General features: G+C 47.3%; 10 protein-coding genes. 4 read left to right on the top strand and 6 right to left on the bottom strand.

Annotated elements, in window-relative coordinates; translation table 11 throughout:
- Window positions 1-312 precede the first annotated feature (312 nt).
- From GO493_RS28645 to GO493_RS28620, 6 genes are all read right to left on the bottom strand, one after another.
- Window positions 313-2139 carry a glycoside hydrolase family 35 protein gene (locus tag GO493_RS28645; protein ID WP_157309678.1) on the bottom strand — a complete coding sequence of 609 codons (1827 nt, stop codon included), beginning with the start codon at window positions 2137-2139 and terminating at the stop codon, window positions 313-315.
- Between the two features lie 10 nt (window positions 2140-2149).
- Complete coding sequence (locus GO493_RS28640) at window positions 2150-3634, bottom strand: glycoside hydrolase family 30 protein (protein WP_157309677.1); 1485 nt, start codon at window positions 3632-3634, stop codon at window positions 2150-2152.
- 1 nt (window position 3635) lies between these two features.
- On the bottom strand, window positions 3636-5303 hold the full coding sequence (locus GO493_RS28635) for a RagB/SusD family nutrient uptake outer membrane protein (RefSeq protein ID WP_157309676.1): 1668 nt from the start codon (window positions 5301-5303) through the stop codon (window positions 3636-3638).
- An 18-nt stretch (window positions 5304-5321) separates the two neighbouring features.
- The gene (locus tag GO493_RS28630; RefSeq protein ID WP_157309675.1) at window positions 5322-8426 is read right to left on the bottom strand and encodes a SusC/RagA family TonB-linked outer membrane protein; all 3105 of its coding nucleotides are present in this window, start codon (window positions 8424-8426) and stop codon (window positions 5322-5324) included.
- A 134-nt stretch (window positions 8427-8560) separates the two neighbouring features.
- A complete protein-coding gene (locus tag GO493_RS28625) occupies window positions 8561-12511 on the bottom strand; it encodes a hybrid sensor histidine kinase/response regulator transcription factor (RefSeq protein ID WP_157309674.1) in 3951 nt (1316 codons plus the stop codon).
- A 174-nt stretch (window positions 12512-12685) separates the two neighbouring features.
- Window positions 12686-15019, bottom strand: coding sequence for a T9SS type A sorting domain-containing protein (locus tag GO493_RS28620; protein WP_157309673.1), 2334 nt, complete (start codon window positions 15017-15019; stop codon window positions 12686-12688).
- Between the two features lie 578 nt (window positions 15020-15597).
- Here GO493_RS28620 and GO493_RS28615 point away from each other — a divergent pair.
- From GO493_RS28615 to GO493_RS28600, 4 genes are all read left to right on the top strand, one after another.
- Window positions 15598-16914 carry a phosphatidylserine decarboxylase gene (locus tag GO493_RS28615; protein ID WP_157309672.1) on the top strand — a complete coding sequence of 439 codons (1317 nt, stop codon included), beginning with the start codon at window positions 15598-15600 and terminating at the stop codon, window positions 16912-16914.
- 180 nt (window positions 16915-17094) lie between these two features.
- Complete coding sequence (locus GO493_RS28610) at window positions 17095-17640, top strand: RNA polymerase sigma factor (RefSeq protein WP_157309671.1); 546 nt, start codon at window positions 17095-17097, stop codon at window positions 17638-17640.
- Between the two features lie 97 nt (window positions 17641-17737).
- Window positions 17738-18931, top strand: coding sequence for a FecR family protein (locus GO493_RS28605; RefSeq protein WP_157309670.1), 1194 nt, complete (start codon window positions 17738-17740; stop codon window positions 18929-18931).
- Between the two features lie 310 nt (window positions 18932-19241).
- Window positions 19242-22664, top strand: coding sequence for a TonB-dependent receptor (locus GO493_RS28600; protein WP_198315856.1), 3423 nt, complete (start codon window positions 19242-19244; stop codon window positions 22662-22664).
- Window positions 22665-22674: the final 10 nt, after the last annotated feature.

The raw sequence follows: 22674 nt of genomic DNA, 5'->3' as shown, positions 1-22674 counted from the left end.
AAAAACGCTTTTGCCTGCGGCAAAAGCGTTTTTTTTGATGGTGGGGGCCTGCGGCCGGCTTTTTTTTTGAAAAGAAGAAGCTACTGTTTTAAAAACTACCGCTTTCAGGAAGAGGTTATTGTTTTTAACTACTGCTTTCAGGAACAGGTTATTTTTTTTAACTACTGCTTTCTGGAAGAGGTTATTTTTTTTAACTACCGCTTTCAGGAACAGGTTATTTTTTTTAACTACTGCTTTCAGGAAGAAGTTATTGTTTTTAACTACTGCTTTCAGGAAGAAGTTATTGTTTTTAAAAAGCGGCTATACTATTTACTACTTCAGCACATCCAGTATGGCGTGATCAAGGCCTGATACTTTATCAGCTTCAGGTTTGATCAGTTCCAGCACTGCGATCTCATTCTTACCTTTCTTCAGCCATTCAGCCGGAATGTATAATGTTTGCTGAGGACCTACTTCCCAGTATCTGCCAAGGTTATGACCGTTTATCCATACGGCGCCTTTACCCCAGTTGCTCATATCGAGGTAAGTATCGCCGGTGGCTGCCAGTTCGAATGTACCTTCTTTCAGTACGGGGCCATTCGAGCCGGCTTTTGCTTTCACTACTTTGCCAACAGGCTTTTTGTTGAAAGGCAGTTTGTATTGCAGCCAGTTCGTTACTTCCTTATTATTCCATAATACCTTTTCAGTGATACCTTTCTTATTCTCCAGCAGGTAAGGCCCGAAGTTGATACGGCCCAGGTTTTCTACCAGCAGTTCCAGTTTCACCTTGCCTGCAGGCAGTTGCAGCTGTACGCTATCCAGTCTGGACCTTCTGTCCAGTACACCTGCTTTCTTTCCGTTCACCAGCACTACACAATAGTCGCGCAGCTCTTTTACTTTCAGCCAGGCGCTGGTATTGCCTTCAAGTGTGGTGCTGTATAATACCCAACCATATGCCTGACTGAGGTCTTCGAAGGTAAGTGGCTTTACACTGCTTACCGGTTTAGGCAGCATATCTGTCAGGGCTGTAGAGCGGGTGAAGCTGATGGCAGGAACGGTGATTGCCGGTCTTGCAGCCGGTACTTCAGGCAGTACTGTTCCTGCAGGCAAATGCGCTGCTATCACTTTACGGAACTGCATGAATTTTTCTGTTGCGTTACCTGCTTCGTCCAGTGGAGCATCATAGTCGTAGCTGCTGATCTGTGGCTCGTATGGCGTGTGATCGTTAGCATTTGCGCCGTTCATGAAATCTCTGGTAGTACCGCCATGGAACATGTACATGTTGATGGAAATACCGGCAGATAAAACGCTGTCTAACCTGCCGAGGTATTGGGTATAAGGCACGGTATGGTGTTTTGTGCCCCACCAGTCAAACCAGGCCGGATACCATTCAGCTATATAATATGGGCCTTTGCCGCTGTGATTTTCATTGATCAGCCTTTTTACCTTTACAGGGTTGTCTACGCCGTTAATAGCGGGCAGCAGGCCAGGCAGATGTCCGTCTTTGATAGCAGCTTCGGGATCGCAGGTATAGAGCAGACCGTCAAATCCGGCTTCTACGAACATTTTCCTGTTTATTTCAAGGTAGTCTTTATCGTTCGAATAAGAACCGTATTCATTTTCGATCTGTACCATCAGGATGTTGCCACCGTGGTTCACCAGTAAAGGTGACAATTGTTTACCTACAGCTTTGATATAGTTCCTGTAGGCTTCCAGGTATTGCGGTTCTTTACTACGTACCTGTAATCCTTTGATCTTCTGTAACCAGTAGGGATATCCACCGAATTCCCATTCTGCGCAAACATATGGGCTTGGGCGTAATACTACCCAGAGTCCTTCTTCCTGTGCTATTTTTACAAAAGCGGCGATATCGTTGTTGCCGGAAAAGTCATACTGTCCTTTTTCCGGTTCATGTACATTCCAGAAAACATAGGTGCCTATGGTATTTAACCCCATTGCTTTGGCCATTTTCATCCTGGCTCTCCAGCATTCGCGGGGTACGCGGGGATAGTGGATCTCGCCGGAGATCATCTGGAGTGGTTTTCCATCCAGTAGAAATGCGGTATCCCCTAATGTGAAGGTATGTTTTTGTGTCTGCTGTGCCTGAGAGGAAAGGCCCAAAAACACACTGAATAATGTGATAATTCCAAGTCGTTTCATCCTTTGTCTTTTATTGATTAATACTTCCTGTCACGGTAACAACCGCACGTGCAGGAATAACCAGGTCATTCTTTACAGTAAATGGCTGCAGATTACCGTTGGCATCGGTAACATAGGAACGTAGTCTGTTTAAACGGCCTTTCTGAGTATCCAGCCGCACGTGCTTATCATTCCCGGTATTGTTTACAATTACAACGTTTACGGTACGGTCTGTATTCCTGTATGCGGATACCAGTAAGGAGCTGTCGTTGTCTGTATACGCTGCAATCCTTTTTGCGCCTGTCCGGATGAAACGGCTGTAGTTGCCCAGTGCCCACAACATTTTGCTGTCGTGGAACTGTCCGTTGGCTGTATCCTTATCTATATAGATCAATCCGTCCTTGTAGTTGTAGGGCGAAATTGCCAGCCAGTATTGCCATGCAGCAGCGTTGGCAATGGTAAGGTCCCTGTGAATGACGCCTGCCAGGTATAGGGCTGCATCCATGCCATAGTCTCTTTTGTTGCCGTTTATTTCTCCTGCGTTATCGCCAAGGATACAGTACTCGGATTGCCAGAAGCCCAGGCCGGGTACGGTAGCGAGGTGTTTTCTCAGCTCTTCCCTGGTGCGGACAGCAACGGCTGCCGGAGAAGTGGTAAAGTAGCTGTGACCGGAGATATTGTAGCTGAGGTTTGGCAGGCTACCTATATAGTATGGAGAGGTTTTATCAAAGAAGGCTTTGATCTGCGTGCCTTTGGCGGGTTTGCCAGCAGCTGAATAGAGGTAATCCAGCTGACCTGCTTCACCGATCAGGATCTTTGTCTGTAGTTTTTCTGCAGACAGTTTCCGGCTGATGATCTTTGTGAGTGCGCTGATCTCTTCATTATTGTAGGGGCATCCTTCCTGGTTGCCATCGCTCCAGTCCCACTGTGGTTCATTAAAAGGGCTGATATAACTGAACAGGATGCCTGTACTGTCATGAATGCCTTTGATAGCTGTTGTTATATATGTGGCCAGTTGCTCATACTTAGCCGGACCGATATTACAGTTCCCTTTGGTTGCAAATGCCTTTCCGTTGGTGGTCAGGTGTACCGGCGGGCTATTGAGGAATGCGAGGAATTTCTTCACATTTCTTTTCTGTGCTGCGCGGAGGAACCAGTATTGTCCCTGCTGGTTTTGCCAGCTGTGGGTACGGCGCCAGATGTCTGCGATACCGCTGCTATCTCCCTGTTCTGTACTTCCTGCGCCTACGTTATAGCGCCACATGGAAAGGCCTATTCCCAGTGGTTGTCCGGCGGCAGTAGTATCTGTGCTGAACAGCCAGTCGGCCATTGCGTTCTTCTTTTCTTCCGGCCATTGGCCAACAAATTGTGCGGACCATGCGTCGGAAGCGCTGAAATTGTCTATTGTCTGGTACGTCCGGGCCGGATCTATGTGTATATGTACCGCGGCGGGCTGGCCCGCCGCGGTTTTTAAGAAAGCCTGTAATACGACCAGTGATACCAGCAGTCTTCTCATATTAATATCCTGTAGTTTGCTCCAGTTGATTGTTGGAAGCCAGTATCTCAGATCTTGGAATAGGCAGCCAGTAGTTTTTCTCTTCGAACTTACGGTCTTTCAGTGCTATTTTACGGGTATATGTAGTTACCCCGTTCACAATTTTCACGTCCATGCCGTAAGCAGGTTGATTTTCAGTCTGGGTTGCAATTTTCCAGCGGCGAACGTCATAGAAACGATGTTCTTCGAAGGCCAGTTCTACCTGACGTTCTCTTCTGATAGCGTCTCTCATTTCAGCCTGTGTCAGACCGGCAACCAGAGCTGGCTGATTAACGCTGGACCGCTGCCTGATCTGGTTGATCGCAGCATATACAGATGCGTCAGGGCCTACGGCTTCGTTCTGTGCTTCTGCGTAGTTCAGTAATACTTCTGCATAGCGCATGTAGATCCAGGGTTGTAATCCGGCTACGTCCCAGGGGCTGATGATAGGAAATGCGTCGTTCATGAATTTACGCAGGTAGTAACCTGTTTTGGTAGCATTCCAGTTGGAAGGACCATCGCCGCCATCTTTTCCGCCGGGTGTATATACCTTGATGGTATCGCCTCTGTAGCGAGCGCCATTATAAAGGATAGTGGCATAGAACCTTTTATCCCTGCCAACGTAAGGATTTGCTGCGTCATAGCCGGAAGTGGGGTCGGTAATAGGTTTACCGTTATTCATCTCATAGGCATCTACCATGTTCTGTAACGGAGTATTACCTGCCCAGGCATCGTAACCATTCGGACCGTTGGCAATTTCAAGACATACGTGGCGGGTACCTGTTACATACAGTCTTTCGAAGATAGCCTCTGTCTGATTCGGGTTGATGAACAGTGAGGTGTAGTCTGATACCAGGGAATATTTGCCCATGTCCATTACAGCTTTTGCAGCAGCGGCTGCATCTGCCCATGTACCTACGTTATAGAGCGGGCTTGCCGCGTATAACAGCAGACGTGCTTTCAGTGCCAGGGCAGCGCCTTTGGTGGCCCTTCCTGCCAGCCAGCTGTCGTCGTTCGCATCGGGCAGGTATTGTGCTGCTGAATCCAGTTCGGCTACAGCGTATTTCATACAATCTGCCAGGGATGATTTAACAAAGTTAGCAGGATCTGTCAGATTCTCGCCCAGGTTGTATACTTTATCTCCCATCAGTACAACGCCACCGTAGTTACGGATCAGGTCATGATAACGGAAGGCGCGTATAAAGTGCAGTTCGCCTCTCAGCCTGTTTCTGAGCAGCTCGCTCATGTTCACCTGCATGATGTTGGTCAGTGCATAGTTACATTCCCTGATACTGCGGTAGCTTCTGCCCCAGAGGGTGCCTGCAATCCCTGTATTTTCAGGCGCCAGTGCTCCCTGCTGGATCACCCATGTATTATCGTCGTTATTGTAGATAGATTCATCTGTCAGAGAGCTCCACATAGCATATTCAAAGCCTCTGCCAAAGCCGGGAGGAGTACCTTCAGCTTCTTTATCCTGTAATTTAACGCCCATATAACGGTTGATCACATAGGCCTGGAACAGGGAGGAATCTGATAATACTGCCACATCGTTAACCCTGTCAGTAGGAACAACGTCCAGGTAATTCTTTTTACAGGAGGTAAATGTCACGGCTCCGATAACAAGGCTATATATAATATTTCTAGTTTTCATTGATGGAATTTTTACCTATTAAAATCTAACATTCACGCCTGCGTTGATAATCCTTTGCTGAGGATAGAACTGTCCGCTTGCATTGTTACCTTCCGGATCGTAATCTTTCACTTTGGTAATAGTGAACAGGTTAAATCCATTTGCATACACGCGCAGACCGGAGATCTTTAATCTTGACAGGAGGCCAGCGTTCAGGTTATATCCAACCTCAACGTTCTTCAGACGGATAAAGGAGGCGTTGTTCAGCCAGAAATTATTCTTGTATAAACCGCCGCTAACAGCAGAAGAAGCTCTTTCGGGCACTCTTGGATAGGTACCGTTCACGTTATCAGGGCTCCAGCGATTGTCTGCCCAGCTGCTGTAGAAGTTACCGATGGTGCCTGATTCAGGCAGTACATACTGGCTTACCTGTGCCTGGCCGGAGAATACGAGAGAAAGATCAAAACCTTTATACTCTGCACCCATCAGGATACCATAAGTGATCTGAGGGATGTTGCTGTATTTGGTGCGGGTAGCGTCATTAGCATCGAGCTTGCCGTCTTTATTGTAATCTTCGTAGATCAGGTCACCCAGTCCTGCGTTAGGTACGTGGGGATATTTGTCCAGGTCAGCCTGTGTTTTGTAGATACCGATGGCGTTATACAGCAGATCTACGTTCAGTGGTCTGCCGGTTTTTCTCTGATAGTCCAGTGTACCTGCTGCTTCGTCTATGAAAACAACTTTGCTCTTTGCGTAAGTGAAGTTACCGCTGATGTTGAAGTTGAAGTCTTTTCCAGCGCGACCGTTATATCCCAGTGTAGCTTCAATACCGTTGCTGTTCACTTTACCTATGTTTTCAGCAGGTACCAGTGGTTCGCCGGTAGACGGGTTTACGATACCGGTCAGCTGAGGAATGGAAGCATTACGTTGTGTAAGGATATCGGTACGTTTTTGCTGGAAGTAGATGAACTCCAGGTTGAAGTGGTTCAGGACCTGTGCGTTGATACCAACGTCCAGTTTCTGTGCTTTTTCCCAGGTGATGTTCGGGTTGGCCAGTTTGGTAAGGTCGATACCTGGCTGAGCGGCGGTACCGATCACGTACTGGCTGTTGATAGAATAGTTATCGAACGACTGGAACAGGCCTACGTTATCGTTACCCAGTGTACCATATGAACCACGGATCTTCAGATCGTTGATAAAGCTAACCTGGTCTTTGAACCAGTCTTCCTGTGAAATGCGGTAGCCTGCAGATACTGAAGGGAAGAAGCCGTACTGTTTACCTTTAGGGAAGGTGGAAGATCCGTCTATACGGGCCTGTGCTTCCAGGAGGTATTTCTCATCATAGTTATATGCAAGGCGGCCAAAGTAGCTTTTCCTTGTAAAGTTATAGCTCTTACCTTCACTGCCTTTATCTGAAGCAGCGGAGCCACCCTGGGACAGTTCCGGAGTTTCGGTTGTCAGGTAGTTCCTTCTGAAGGCCCCAAGGCTGTCCATTGAAGTTTTGCTCTGCTCATATGCAACAAAAGCGCCGATATCGTGCTTACCGAACTTACGGTTGTAGTTCAGTTTGATATTGGATGTAAGCATGGACCTGTTCATCTGGGCAACAGTTAACATTGCGTTGCCACCGGACCCGCCAACTACTTTTTTGTCATAAGTATCTGTGGTTGCGTTATAGCTGTATACAGCATAAGGCTTATTGAAGTTTTTGGAGAAGCTCCATGATTTATCTGCAGAGAAAAATCCGTCTAATGAAAGTCCGTCCACACCTGGTATAGCATAGCTACCTTTCAGGATACCGTTGAATACGGAGGTAGGGTTGCGGTTAGTACCACCGGCTGCTGTTACCATCATTATAGGGTTGTTGTTCTCTATACCGGAAGTAGGCAGGCCGTTTGGATAACGGGCAGCTACTGTAGGGTAAGCACGGTAGATAGAACGGAAGATATCGCCTGCACCTGCCTGGGGATAGATACGATCTTCCTGGCGACCGTTGAGGTATACGCTCACTTTCAGGCGTTTGGTAACGTCTGCGTCGATATTTGAACGGAAGTTATACTGGTTGTAATCTGTTACGCCTTGTTTATAGATACCATTCTGGCTGATCATGCCCAGAGACACGAAATATCTTACGTTCTCGTTACCACCGTTTACGGAGAGGCTATGCTGGTTCTGCGTAGCCACTTTTTTCAGCGTTTCTTTCTGCCAGTCTGTGTTGGGATAGTTCAGCGGATCTGAACCATCTTTGAACTTCTGGATCTGGTCAGCACTGTAAACCTGGTTCATACCGCCGGTAGGGCTGCCCCAGTATGCAATTTCATTCCTGATAGTTGCATAAGTTGCCGCATCTGCCATGTTTGGCAGCCTGGTAGGGGAAGAGAAGCCCTGGTTGAAGCTGTAGTTAATGGAAGGTTTACCTGTTTTACCACGTTTGGTGGTTACCAGGATCACCCCGTTTGCCGCACGGCTACCGTATACTGCAGCAGAAGCGTCTTTCAGTACGCTGATGCTTTCGATATCGTTAGGATCCAGCCTTTCCAGTCCGCCGATCTGTCCGGGCACCCCATCTACCACTACCAGTACGTCGTTGTTACCGGTTGTGGCCAGGCCACGGATAGATATGCTGGAGCCGTCATAACCAGGCTCGCCGGACCTGTTGTTGGCGATCACACCGGAAAAACGGCCTGCCAGCGCATTGGATACGTTTGGCTGAGGGCTTTTTACGATGTCTGCCCCTTTTACTACAGAGATAGAACCTGTAAGGGTAGCTTTTTTCTGGGTACCGTACCCTACTACCACTACTTCGTTCACGTTCTGGCTGGAAGAAATAAGTGACACATTTAATGTAGCCCCTTCCTTTACTGCTACTTCCCGTGGAGAATAGGAAAGGTGGTTGAAAATCAGTGTATCGCCCGGACCTACCTGCAGGGTAAATTTACCCTCGTTGTTGGTGAGTGTACCCTGATTGGTCCCTTTCACCCGGACACTGACACCCGGAATAGCTTCTTTTCCCTCAGTGACCGTTCCGGTAACACTTCGTTTTTGTGCCAACAGTACAGATGTCTGGCAAAGGAAAAAAAGGAGAAAGAGAAGTGACGGCTTTAGTGAGATTGCGTCCACTACCCCTGATAGACATTTTTTCATAACGTTACGTTCCTTTAAAATTGACAATTAGTTGGTTGCGCGTAGATTACGTGGTAATAACGGGTGTAAATTAGGGGGTTATCCGGGACCCGAAGAGGGGGTAAATCATTTAAAAAAGGGGGTACTTTCGTATTTTACCCCCTTAAAGTTTCCTGTTTTATGACGTTCAGATCCTGGTTGAAGGAATGCCGGTACTTCTTCACGTATTCAGAAGGATTCATCCCGAAAAGTTTCACGAACTGTTCCCGGAAGTATTTAATATCCCCTATACCCACCTGGAAGGCAGCCTGGTTGACCGTATAGTTCTCTTTCAGCATTAAAACTGCAGCCTTCCTTAAACGAATAGAACGTATGAAGGCGTTAATGGTTTGCCCGGAGATAGATTTTACCTTTTTATAGAGGCTGGAATGGCTCATGCCAATGGCCTGGGTGAAGGATTTTATTGTAAAATCTTCATTTCCAAGGTTCTCTTCCACTATTTCGATACAGTGGCGCAGGAAATCCTGGTATTCTGCCGGTACTTTCAGATAGCTTTTCCTGAGGGTGATACTTTCCTGGAAATATTGTTGTAACAGGTTTCTGTTCCTGATGATGGTCTGTACCTTTACCTGGAGCAGGGTGGCGTCAAAAGGTTTGGTGATATAATCGTCTGCCCCACCCTGTATCCCTTTCAGGCGGGTTTCATCGGCAGAGGAGGAAGTGAGCAGGATGACCGGTACATGGTTGACGATGTCAGATTCTTTGATCTTCCGGCATAGTTCTATTCCGTCCATGCCTTCCATCTGCACGTCGCTGATGACCAGGTCGGGCATATATTTCATGACGGCGTCAAATCCGTCGGTGCCGTTATCTGCTTCATATATAATATAGCTATCTGCAAAAAGCTCCCGGAGGTAGTTCCGGATCTCGGTGTTATCGTCTATGAGCAGGATGGAGCGTTTTTCAGTGACCATCTCTTCGGTGGCCGCCTGTTTTACCGGTTTGGTGTAAACATCTTCCACCAGCTCTTCGAGAATGGCGGATTTTCTTACCGGCTCCTCTCTCAGCAGGGAGGTGTCCAGGTGGGCGGTACCGGTTTTAAGGCGTATGAAGAAGGTGGTACCTTCATTGATCTTGCTGGAATAGGTGATGGTACCTTTATGATTTTCAATAAAGTGTCTTACCAGGTAGAGGCCTATGCCGAAACCGGAGCTGTTATTTTCTCCCTGCTGGAACTTTTCAAAGATCTTATTCCCCATTGTTTCGGAGATACCGGTCCCGGAATCTTTCATGATGATCTCTACCTCTTCTCCCTGATAGGAGACCTGGCAGGAGATCTTTCCACCGTCGGGGGTGAATTTAAAGGCGTTGGACAGGAGGTTGAAGAGTGCTATCTCCATTTTCTCAAAGTCGGCATAGACTTCTATTTCATCTTCCGATGTTATAAAGTTGTACTGTATGTTCCTGATCTCTGCCTGCTGACTGAAACAGAGAAAGACCTCCTGGCAGAGGGCTACAATATCCAGGCGGGTGATCTTCAGTTCGTCATTATCCGCCCTCCGGAAAAGGAGCAGCTGGTCTACCAGGCTTAGTAAACGGCGTGCATTCCGGTACACAACGCCCAGTTTTGCGTTGTCTTTCAACTCTTTGAGAGGGTTGATGATCAGTGTGAGCGGAGTACGGAATTCATGTGAGATATTGGTAAAGAAGGAGAGTTTCTTTTCGTTGATCTCTTTTTCTTTCTCGCTTTGCAGGTGGGCCAGCTGAATTTCATATTTCAGTCTTTCCTGCCGGGCCCTGTATTGAATGACCAGGTAAACGACGGCGCTTATCAGCGCCAGGTATGCCATATATGCCCAGATGGTACGGAACCAGGGGGGCAGTACGGTAATTTTCAGTAAATGGATCTCCTCCCCCCACCTGCCGTCGGCATTGGTCACTTTCAGCTTGAAAGTATAGGTCCCTTCCTGCAGGCGGGTGTAATTGGCGGTACGGGATTGCCCGGCATCGTTCCAGCCTTTGTCCCAGCCTTCCAGCAGGTAGGAATAGCTGATCTTGTCTGGCGAGGTGTATTCCAGTGCTACAAAGTCCAGCGATACTGCTGCCTTATTATAAGGGATGCGTAATTCTTTGATATCGTCAAATGAGCGGCTGATAATATAATTCTCCTGCTGTTCTGCCGGGGTATTATTAATACGGATGGCTGTGAGGAATACGGGGGAGAAATTGTTGCGTTCATAGACGCTGTCCGGGTGGAAGATATTGAATCCTTTGATACCTCCGAACATGAACTCTCCCGATCTGAGTTTCAGGGCGGCGTTAAAGGCGAACTGGTTGCTTTGGAGCCCGTCGGAATGGGAAAAGTTCCTGCTTGTATGTTTTACCGGGTCGAACCTGGCCAGGCCGTTGAAGGAGCTGAGCCAGAGGTATCCTTTATCGTCTTCCAGGAGGCGGAGAATGGTATTGCCTGGCAGTCCGTCCGCCTCTGTAAAGCGGGTGAACCTGCCGGTGGCGGCATCGAACTGTAAAAGTCCGCCGCCTTCCGTCCCTACCCACAGATGTCCGTTCCTGTCTTCGTGGATAGCGCGGACGGTGTTGCCTATGGGGTAAATGTGATGTTTTTTGTTTTCCCGGTCTATTTTGATCAGGGAGGTGTAGTTCCCTCCCCAGAGATTGCCTTTGCTGTCTTCCGTCAGGCTTTGAATATTTACCAGTTCTTTATCGAAAAGATCGAAGGTGTTCCTGGCGGGATCAAAGAGATAGAGGGTACCATTGTTGGTAGTGCTTGCCCATAGTCTTTTCTGGGCGTCTTCATATACCAGCCATACATTCCTTTCTTCTGCCTGGGTGAATGGGTTGAAGCAGGTGTAATGAGTGAACAGGTCTCCGTTCTTGTTATAGCGGTTAATGCCGCCAAACCAGGTGGTTACCCAGAGCTCTCCCCTGGAATCTTCCAGCATGCCGGTAATGAAGTTGCTGCTGAGGGAGCTGCTTACCGCCGGATTGTGGTGATAGTCTCTGAAGGTGTTATTGGCCCTGTTCCAGCGTTTTATGCCACCGCCGTCGGTACCTATCCAGACATCCCCGTCTTTTGCTTCGCAGAAGGAAAGGATGAAATTATCGACTGTTCTTCCGTTGAAGGAATGTTGTTCAAAGGGGTTCTGGCGGGAATCGATGATGTTCACTCCGCCTCTGAGGGTGCCTATCCATTTACGTTTTTCCCGGTCTTCATATATGGAATATACGGCGTTGCTGCTCAGATCGTATTTACGTGGTATTATCCTGCCGTTGCTGACAAGGAATACTCCTCCCCCATCGGAAGCAGCCCAGGTTATGCCTTCCCGGTCAACGCAGACGTCTACGATCTTGCTGTTCTCATGCAGGTAATTGGTGGAATAGATGCCGTTGTACCTGAAAAGTCCCTGGTCGGTACCTACCCAGAGCATGCTGTCCCTGTCATATTCGAGGCAGTTTGCGCTTTTCAATTCCCGGCTGATGATATTGACAGCTCCTGTGCGGCAATCATAGCTGCAGAGGCCTGTTTCCTGTACAAAGAAGTAAGCGATGGTTTTTGTGCGGTTAAAGGTGATGGCGGTCACTTCGTAATTGGTGCTGCCATTCACCGGTACCTGGCGGCAGAGAGCGGCATGCCGGTCAAAGCGCAGTAGTCCGTTGTTCTCAGATCCTGCCAGGACTACGCCGTTATCGCCTGCCTTTATAATGTGAATGGTTCCCTGAACGGGAGCTCCGTTCTTTGCATACCTGGCTACGGTGAAATGTTCGTTTGCCGGGTTGAAGATGCAGATACCTCTGCGGCCACCGGTCCATAAGCGGTGGTCGGAATCTCCTTCAATGGTATAGATAGCATTATCTATGAGAGAAGTAGTATCGCCGATCTTGTTTTTGTAGATCCTGAACCTGTAGCCGTCATAGCGGTTCAATCCGTCATATGTACCGAACCACATGAAGCCTTTGTAGTCCTGGTATACGTTTAATACCGCGTTATTTGACAGCCCACTTTCAATACTGAGATATCTCACAGGTTCTTCAGCTGCGAAAAGACCATTGGTGATGATGGTCATAAATAATAACATTGTCCACCGCATTCGGGCCCCTATTTGGCGTTAAAATAACAACTTTTTATCGAATTGGGGGGATGGGCATTGTGGGCAGGGGGGAAACTGCTCAAAAAACAGGGTTTCGCCTTCGGCAAAACCCTGTTTTTGAGAGAAGATTTTTTGGCCTGCGGCCCGGTATTTGGGCCTGCGGCCAGTTATGAATTACTGTACAACCAGCTTCTGGGTAGCGTTTATTGCGGTATTTGATATTTTCACAAGATACACACCCGGTGCAAGTTTCTTAGAATTCATGTTATAAGTCTCGCTAGTAGAAAGCGCCTGGAATACCAGTTCACCATCCAGCGTAAATACAGAGATCAGGCTTCTTTCAGCTTTTGGATTTTTAAAGCGCAGCTGAACTGTAGTGTTTCCTATAGCAGGGTTAGGATACAGCTGGAACTGAGGTTCAGCATATGCCACTTTATATTCTTCAGGTCTTGCCTGTCCGTTGAAAGGCTGGTTACAATATAAAGACCAGTCCATACCTACACGGCCTTCTTCAGCATCGGCACCAGCCAGTCTTGCAGCAGCATTCAGTGCAGCCCTGTACCATTTGGTATTGATGCTTGCAGTGCCGGTAACGCCTGTAACCAGTTGCAAACGGTAATCGTACTTTCTTTTCCTGGTAGCTTCTCCTTCGTAGATGTAGTCAGAGTTTGTGATAACTGCGATCACTACGTTGCCTGCAGGAGTGGAAGTAAGATTTAATGTAAGGTTGCCGGAGGAAACATACCCGCTGTAAACAGGAGTACCGTTTGCAGTCCAGTATACCAGCTGGCAGGTCATGTTAGCACCGATAGGCTGGAAGTTTACGGTAACGGTATTACCGCTTACGGTCAGCGGGATCTGGTTGGAACCAGACCAACCTGGCAGGGTAAGTGTATCCGGAGTCAGTGTACCGCCGTTGTTGGTAGTTTTAACATATGGAGTGGCTGTCCATGGAGCAGGATTTAACCAGGAAGGCTGCCATTCTGCGCCGATGGAGGAACCGAAGTTGTCGTCCAGCAGAGCAACAGCTGCTCTTTTCCATTTGCCGAAGTCGACCGTTGCCATTTTAGACCTGTATTCGATAATGAGCCTGCGCATCTGGGCATCTCCGATTCCGCTTGCGATACCGGCCAGTACGCGTGTAGGCGCGTTTCTCCAGATCCAGGGAACTGCGTTATCTCCCAGGGTGTTGCCGATGAAGGTAGGGAATGTGGAGCTGTACTGGTGACCGCCCAGGAAGCGGCGCCAGGTGCAGATCTGTTGTCCGCCGTTGAACATGTTCACGCCTTCTGCTGATGGTCCGCCGAAGCTACCGTCCTGCAACCAGCCTGAATAACATTCAATAGGCATAAACGGAGCGATGAAATCGGTACCGTTCAGGAAGCCCATAGAGCTATAGTTACCTGATCTTTTAGCGTCAGCTGTCTGCTGGAACCAAACGTTACCGCCTTCATGGAACCATGCAGATTGTTTAACGCCGGGGAAGTCAGCGATCATAGCGTGGATACCTTCGTGTACCATTGCGCTTTTCTGGAATTCAGCGTCGCTGCCTTTGAAAGCAGGATCGAAGGCATATACGGGATAGTAAGAAGCCAGTACCATTGGCCAGCTTTTACCGTTGTAGTAGATGGAGCTCTGCCATCCGCCAAGTTCTGTGCTATCTGCCTGGTCGGTGCAAAGACCTGAACCATACAGGTAAACAGCGCTCTTATATCCGCTTCTTGCTCTGAGGTCAGGTGGCCATCCCATAGTATCGCGGAAGTAGGCGAAGTCTTTATTCATCCTGGCCAGCATGGGAGTGATAGCAGCAGATGTAACTACGGATTTCTTTTTTGGTCCCCAGCGGAATGTCCACCAGTCGGAAGACTGAGTACCTACAACCTGCGGACAATCGTTCAGCACCTGTTGTGGTGTTTGCAGGCTTGGGTATTCGCTTCTGAAATCGTAAGAGATGGTTGGAGAATACGCAGGCCAGGTGTATGCGCTGCCGTTACCTCCCCCACCGTTGCCACCGCCGGTTGACTGTACGGAGCCTATTACTCTCCATTCCAGGAGGCCGGTGGATTGAGTTGTGTTGAGCATAGATACGCGTAGGCGGGTTGTTCTTACTGTATCAAAGCTCAGTGTGTTGAATGCGTTTGTTTGCAGAGGCACGTTACCTACTCTTACCCATGCAGTACCGTTCCACGAATCAAGGTAAGCAGTGGTTGGGGTGAGAACGCCACCACCGTCGTTGAACCAGTATACTTCTACAGAAGTAATTTTATACGTCTGGCTCCAATCATACTGTACCCATTGAGTTGAGTTCGGATTGTTCCAGTTACCGTAGGCGCCGTGGGATTTGTCGTTCGAGTTTGCAGGAGTGTAACCATCATTCAGCGCGGCGATGGTTTCCCACGAAGAAACATAGGATGTAGTTGACGTTGCCTGGGGCGCGATATTGCTTTGCGCCAGGGCCGCGAGTGTACTACAGGACACAAGGATAGATGTGAGTGTAAATTTAAACATGTTGTTGTGCTTAAATTGTTATGAATGGGTGAACAATAAAAAACAGATATACAGGTTTTCTTTTCAGAGGCACAGGTATTCCTGATGAGGGCGTATAGTCCTTACCGGGTTATGTGTTCATCTGCAATAAATGGGTATGAAATAATATGGTCTGACAAGATACAGTACGGTCAGGGTTCGTATCAATTACATACCGGGAAACAAGTTCATTTTAATGGTTATACTACGTTGAGAGTTATGGTTCTTTTATTAAAGGTTTTCAAAAAGCAGCGATTCAGACTCTTTACTCTTTACAATGCAAATATAGATATTTTTCATTAACTGTACGTCCGGATTTTAACCATTTCAAATTGTATTTTACCAGATAACAGGAATGGTTACGTAGTATGTTGATGTTTGTAACTGATCAGGCTAGTATGGACAAACAGGTGAGGCTGGTGCATGGGACAGGATTAAAAATTTAACTCCGCCGAATAGCATTTAATACCCTAACTTAGGTATCTTAAAGATGATACTGATAGAACCGACAGACCGAGCCCCTACTAATTATTTACCCTCAAACTCAAAACCTCAAAACCATGATCTCAGTAACCTCAATTTCTTCCAACGACGTTATCGTTGTGCTCCAGAACCAGATTGACCAGGACCCTGCTTTTGCAGCGGCATTGACCGCATCGCTGATAGCTGCAAATACCAATGCAAAGAGCACGCTTGATCCTGCGTTATATGAAGCGTTGAATGAACTTTATTCTTCCTATGGCTGGCCAGTAACGCCGGCTGAATACATCATCTATCTCCAGAATTTTGAGCAGGTGATACCCAGTGAGAACACAGATCCTAACTATGATCCGTGGAAGAATACCAATAGCCAGAATGGTTATAGTCAGGAAGTATATGACCGGCTATGTCATTTCTACTGGCTGGTAGATCAGCCATATAACGGCGTTACTCTTCAGGATTATACCAGCGCTATCAACAATTTTTCTTTTGCAAAATGGCTGGACCAGTATGCTGATTCGTGGGGAGAGTTTCTGAACACACCGGAATCACTGACACCGGAAACGTTGCAGTCGTTCGAGAATGATCCTGAGTACAATCTCCCGGATTATTCTGATGATGCGCCGAACTGGAATTCGTTCAATACTTTCTTTTACAGGCAGCTGAATTCTACTGAACCGGATGGGTCTCCTATGCGTCCTGTCGCTAATCCTGGTGACAATACCATTGTCACCTCTCCGGCAGATTGTACGTTTAAAGCTTTATATAATATCGATGCTAATGGTAATGTGCTGGATAATGATGGCAGTGCCACTAAAGTAGTGTTAAAGCAAACACATAGTATAGGTACCGTGAGTGAACTGCTGGGGCCAGATGCCAGTCAGTATGCCAGCTATTTCAATAATGGCACTTTTGTTCATTATTTTTTAAGTCCGTTTGACTATCACCGTTTTCATACGCCCGTAAGCGGTAAGGTGCTCTACCTCGACGCTGTTCCCGGTAATGTCTACCTCGCTGTAAATATCAGTGAAGGGCAGTTCGATGCTCCTGATAGCTCAGATGATGGGTATGAGTTTACGCAGGCAAGAGGTATTCTCATTATAGATACGGGTGATACCAGCATCGGTAAAGTAGTGGTAGCTCCTATTGGTATGGCGCAGGTATCATCTGTAAATATGTATACCAGTGAATTGCAGGGACAGCAGGTAGTGAAGGGCCAGGAGTTTGGGTATTTTGCTTTTGGCGGTTCTGATATTATTATGTTGTTTGAGCAGCCTTCCAGTGCGTTGAAGTTTATAACAACTGTTGCTAATGCGGAAGTGCCGGATAGTTATAGTAATGTTGCCCCGTTCCATTTTAAATATGGGGAGGTTTCGGTGATTGTTGGGAATGGGTGAATGTAAAGTCTTCATTTCATAGAAAATGCTTTTGCCATCTTTGGTGAAAGCATTTTTGTTTAAAAGGAGGGTTAGCTACAGTACATTTGCGGGTTTGATTTATTTTATTATGTTTGAGGCAAAGGTCTTGCTTGAAATTTGACTAGCTCCCGTTATACTGATCAAACATTACTTCTCCGGATGGCTGCCGGTGAGGAAGAGGCATTCAGCCAGCTTTTTAACAGTTACTGGGATAAAGTGTATTCTACGGCCCTTCTTTTTACAAAATCGGCTCAGATAGCGGAAGATATAGCCCAGGAGGTCTTTCTCCGCATGTGGCTGAACCGGGCTACAGCCACTACTATTGAAAATCTTGAAAGTTTCCTGTTTATAACCGTTCGCAACCTGGTTTATAATAAATTAAGCCGTACCAGGCTTGAAACTGCCTATCAAAACTACCTGCAGTACCAGGTTGCCCTAACTGACATGGATGCCGAAGCGCAGACTGAATTCCGGCAATTGAGGGAGATCATAGAGGGTGGTATAAGCAGACTACCTGCGCAGCAGCAAAAAGCTTTCCGGTTAAGCAGGGAAAAAGGGCTATCTCATGAAGAAATAAGCCGGATCATGGGAGTTAGCCGTGCTACTGTGAAGGACTATATTGTAAGAGCTATTGCTTTTCTGAGGAATTATCTCCGTGACCGGACAATACTGCTTATTATATTAAGTATTTGCTATTTATGGTAAGCTGACTGATTAATATGCCTTAACGGGGCCTGCTGACAACCCAAACTTTTTTTTCTCTCCGGCACTTCCTTCCCTCCTGTTCAGCTGTCTTTAATATATGACGCAGGAAGAATTAAAAGCACTGATTGATAAGTACCTGGCGGAAGAACTGTCGGAGCAGGAATTTCATGCCCTGTGGACTGCCCTGCAGGAGCCCGGGAGTGAAGAGGTATGGCTGGACAAGATCCGCGATACATGGGAAAATCCTGTTTACCAGGGACTTTCAGATGATAATAAGAGGCAGGAAGTACTTGAGAAATTGTTGCCGGTACTGACGGCAAACGCCGCTATTCCTGAGCCGGCAGCGGGGAGGCGGGTTATGGCAAAGCTTATATCTGCAAGCAGCTACTGGTGGGCGGCGGCTGTTATTCTAATGATCTGCTGTGCCGGCGGATACTATTTTTTCCTGCGTTCTTCCCGGCAACAGCCTGTCCTGGTTACCAATGATACTACTTATAAAAATGATATAGCTCCAGGTGGGAACAGGGCCCTTCTGACTTTGAGCGATGGATCTACTGTTCCGCTGGACAGCGCCGGCAATCAGCTTATTCACCAGGGTACTACTACTATTCAGCAGAATAATGGGCAGTTACAGTACAAAGCAGCTGCCGGGACGGCTGGTATAGGCTATAATACTTTAACTACTCCCAGGGGCGGACAGTTCCGGGTCCGGCTTCCGGATGGCACAAGGGTATGGCTGAATGCCGCCTCTTCCATCAGGTATCCTACTGCGTTTGAAGGGAAGGAAAGGCGGGTGACCATCACAGGAGAGGCTTATTTTGAGATAGCAGGGAATGCAGCTATGCCATTTGTTGTAAACATTGATAACCGTGCAGATGTTGAGGTATTAGGCACTCATTTTAATATTAACGCTTACAGGGATGAAGCGGCTATAAACACTACCCTGCTGGAGGGGAAAATAAGGGTAAAAGGCACGGTATTAAATCCTGGTCAACAGGCCAGTCTTGCCGCCAACGGGCAGATGCGGGTGTTAAACGATGTGGACACCATGCAGGTGGTAGCCTGGAAGGAAGGCTGGTTCCAGTTCCATACGGCCAGCCTGCAGGAAGTAATGCGGCAAATGGCCCGCTGGTATGATATAGAAATAAATTATCAGGGAAATATTGATGACGTAACGTTCGAGGGCAGAATGCAAAGGGACCTCTCGCTGACACAGGTGCTCAGGATACTTGAAAAATATCATGTTCGCTTCCGGATAGAAGGGAAGACGATCACTGTATTGCCTGGCTGAAACACCTGCCAAATCTCTTCATCATTGCCGTTATACCCGCTTTTAACATCAGCGGCTGTGGACGTGGTTAGCTGCCATGTGCCATGCTGATATTTTTTAACCAACTAAAAGGGTAGCTATCGATCAAAAAAAATTAGCCAAAATCGACGCCCGTTATAAAAACCGGAACCCGATCGCCATCGGGCCCGGTCAAGGGCAAAAAAGTGTTCTCTAAACAAATTTTATCACCCAATCCCAAGTTATGAATTTAAGTTCTCTATGCCAAAACGGTATTGGCATTCCACGTCTATCAATTAAATTTTTAAGGGTCATGAGAATAACAGCGTTAATACTGTTGGCAGGCTCCATGTATGTAAGTGCAAATAGTTTCTCGCAGACGGTTACCATTTCTGCGCAGAATGCACCACTTACAAAGGTATTTAAGGCTATTGAGCAGCAAGCCGGCTATGGTGTGTTCTATGACGCCCGTATTCTGAAAGAAACAAAGCCTGTATCTATCAACATGAAGAATGCACCTGTGGAAAAGGTGCTGCAGGAAGCGCTCAAAGATCAGCCGGTAGATTTTTCTATCGAGGACAAAACAATTATCATCAGCCGTAGGCTGCCGCCGGTGCGTGTGGTACCTGCTGATACTACCATTTTCAATATTTCGGGGAAGGTGACGGATACGGCAGGTAATCCGTTGCCGGGTGCTACGGTGCTGGTAAAAGGGACAAAGCAGGGAGCGATTACCAATGCAGATGGGCAATACAGCATTAATTCGGTGAGCAGGGATGCTGTCTTTATATTCAATTTTGTTGGATATAAGCCTGTGGAGATCCAATCTACCGGCCGGTCCAGGCTTGATGTACAACTTGCGCCCAACCTGCAGGCGCTGAGTGATGTTGTGGTAGTAGGTTATGGATCTCAGAAGAAAGAGAACCTTACCGGGGCTATTGCAACGGTCAGTGCTAAAGAGCTGGAGAGCCGTCCGCTGGTGAACCTGGCCCAGGGCCTTCAGGGTATAGTTCCCAATCTGAATATCAATTTAAACAATGGTAAACCAGGTACCGGCGCCAATTTCAATATCAGGGGCATTACCTCTATCAACTCCGGTAATAGTTTCCTGGGCGGCCCGCTTGTGATGGTTGACGGGGTGCAGATGGACCCCAACATGATCAACCCGGGTGATGTTGAAACGGTGACCGTGCTGAAAGACGCTGCATCGTCTGCCATCTATGGCAGCCGTGGCGCCTATGGGGTTATACTGATCACTACAAAAAGCGGGAAAAGGAATAGTCCTATGCGGGTTAACTATGCAGGCTCCTATACCATTACACGCGCTACCCGTTTGCCTAAATATCTTAATTCTGTAGATTATATTGCGATGCACCGGGAAGCCGACAGGACGGGGCAGTTAAGCGGAGGTTCTACAGCCTCTTTCCCTTTCACGGAGCAGGATTCCATTATGGCCGCCAGGTACTTTGAAGACCCTGCCAATAATCCTTCCGGGTATCCTGACCCTGGTAATCCTTCCAAATACCGTTATGTGGGTAATACAGACTGGGTGGATGTGCTGTATTCCGGCTGGAGGCCGCAGCAACAGCATAATGTCTCTGTTTCCGGTGGTTCTGAAAAGACTTCATTTATAGGCTCTATGGGTTATTTTAATCAGAAAGGTACGCTGAATTACAGCAATGAGGATTTCCAGCGTATCAACCCAAGTCTGAAAATAAGCACGGAAGCGACTTCCTGGTTAAGCCTAAACCTGAGAACAAGCCTGAACCGTACTGTCAGCGATGCGCCTAATGCACCTACCAATGGTAATTCCAACAGCTATATACAGGGGGATTCCAGGCCTAATATGCCTGTTTTTAATCCTGGCGGGAAAGATTATTCAGGACAGGGCAGCTGGACGAACCCGGTGGCTGTAATGGCGCAGAACGGCCGTAATAAATTTGCTGAAAATGACCTGTGGTTCACTGGTGGAGCCGTTATCACACCGGTAAAAAATGTAAAGCTGAATGCAGATTATACTTACAATAACTATACAGGTTTCCAGCAGCAGGTGCAGAAGCAGTTTGCGGAATATGGGGTTGACCATGTATTCCTGAATTATTATCCGTGGACTTATCCTGATGCTACCACAGAGATCAGTTATAATAACAATTACAATGCCCTGAACCTGTTTGCCAGCTATGAGAATACGTTCAAGGGCTCTCATTATTTCAAGCTGATTGCCGGGTATAACCAGGAGTACAGGCATATTAAAAAAGTGACGGCAACGGCGAAGAACCTCATTGACCCTGGTACTCCTTCCATAGGGCTGAATGATGATCTTAAGCCTTTTGCAGGCAGTGATGAATTTGAATGGGCGTTGAATGGCCTGTTGTACCGGATGAACTATATATTCAGGAATAAATATCTGCTGGAGGTAGATGGCCGTTATGATGGTACTTCTTCTTTCCCGAGGGGCAGGAGGTTTGTATGGTCTCCCTCTGCTTCCGCCGGCTGGCGTATTTCGGAGGAAGGTTTTTTTCTTCCTTTCAAAACAACTATCAATGATCTGAAGTTACGGGCTTCTTACGGACAGTTACCTAACCAGCTCTTTAACCCGGCCAGTCCTTCGGATGCAAGTGTATATCCTTATATAGCGCTTTCATCTACCGGTAAATCCAATTATATCTTCGGTTCCCAGCAAAGTATATATGTAGGTGCACCAGGACTGGTAAGCCAGTCATTCACCTGGGAGGAAGTGGTCACAAAAGACGTAGGCGTGGACGTTTCCCTGCTAAATCAGCGGCTGGACGGTAGTTTTGACTGGTATATACGGGACACCAAAAATATGCTGGTGGGTAGTCAGCCGTTACCGGCCATCCTCGGTGTAACTCCACCGTTAAAGAATGCCGCCAACCTGCGCACAAAGGGCTGGGAATTAAGCCTGACCTGGAAAGATAAGATTGGTAAGGATTTCGGTTATTCAGTCAGGTTAGCATTGTCAGACTATTCATCCACTATTACGAGGTATGATCTGAATCCTAATAAGTTGTTTGGGCCGGGCAATTACTATGTTGGACAGAAGTTCGGCGAGATATGGGGATTTGAGACAGACGGCTATTTCAAAACCGACGCTGAAGCTGCTGCATATGATCAGTCACAGCTGACCGGTGTTACACAGCTTGCCGGAGATATAAAATATAAGGATCTGAACAAGGACGGCAAGATCAGCTATGGAGATAATACTGTTTCCAATCCTGGTGATCAGAAAGTTATTGGCAACAGTACTCCGCGTTATCAGTATGGAGTGAACCTGACCGCGCAATACAGGAATTTTGATATGACCGTATTTGTACAGGGTGTTGCAAAACGGGATATAATGCCTTCGGACAATGCGTTCTTTGGTTTCTATTCAGAATGGAGCGTACCGTTCGAATATATGAAAGACCACTGGACGCCGGAGAATACCAATGCTTATTTTCCCAGGCTCAGGTTTGGCGGGGGCAGTAATTTCCAGACGCAGACCAAATACCTGCAGAATGCAGGGTATTGCAGGCTAAAGAATATTTCTCTGGGGTATACCTTGCCGGCATCTATTCTTTCACGCGCTAAAATAACGGGATTGAGGGTGTATGTAACGGGGCAGAACCTGTTTGAACTGACAGGTCTGTTCAAAGCTTACGACCCTGAGATAATCGGGTTCGGTACTTACCCGTTAAGCCGGGCGGTATCATTTGGTGTACAATTAGGCCTGTAATTCAAGGATT

It is taken from the genome of Chitinophaga tropicalis (assembly GCF_009758205.1).
Taxonomy (GTDB): Bacteria; Bacteroidota; Bacteroidia; order Chitinophagales; family Chitinophagaceae; genus Chitinophaga; species Chitinophaga tropicalis.
The sequence above is the reverse complement of the archived record's forward strand: the minus strand, read 5'-3'. Positions and strand labels throughout refer to the sequence as shown.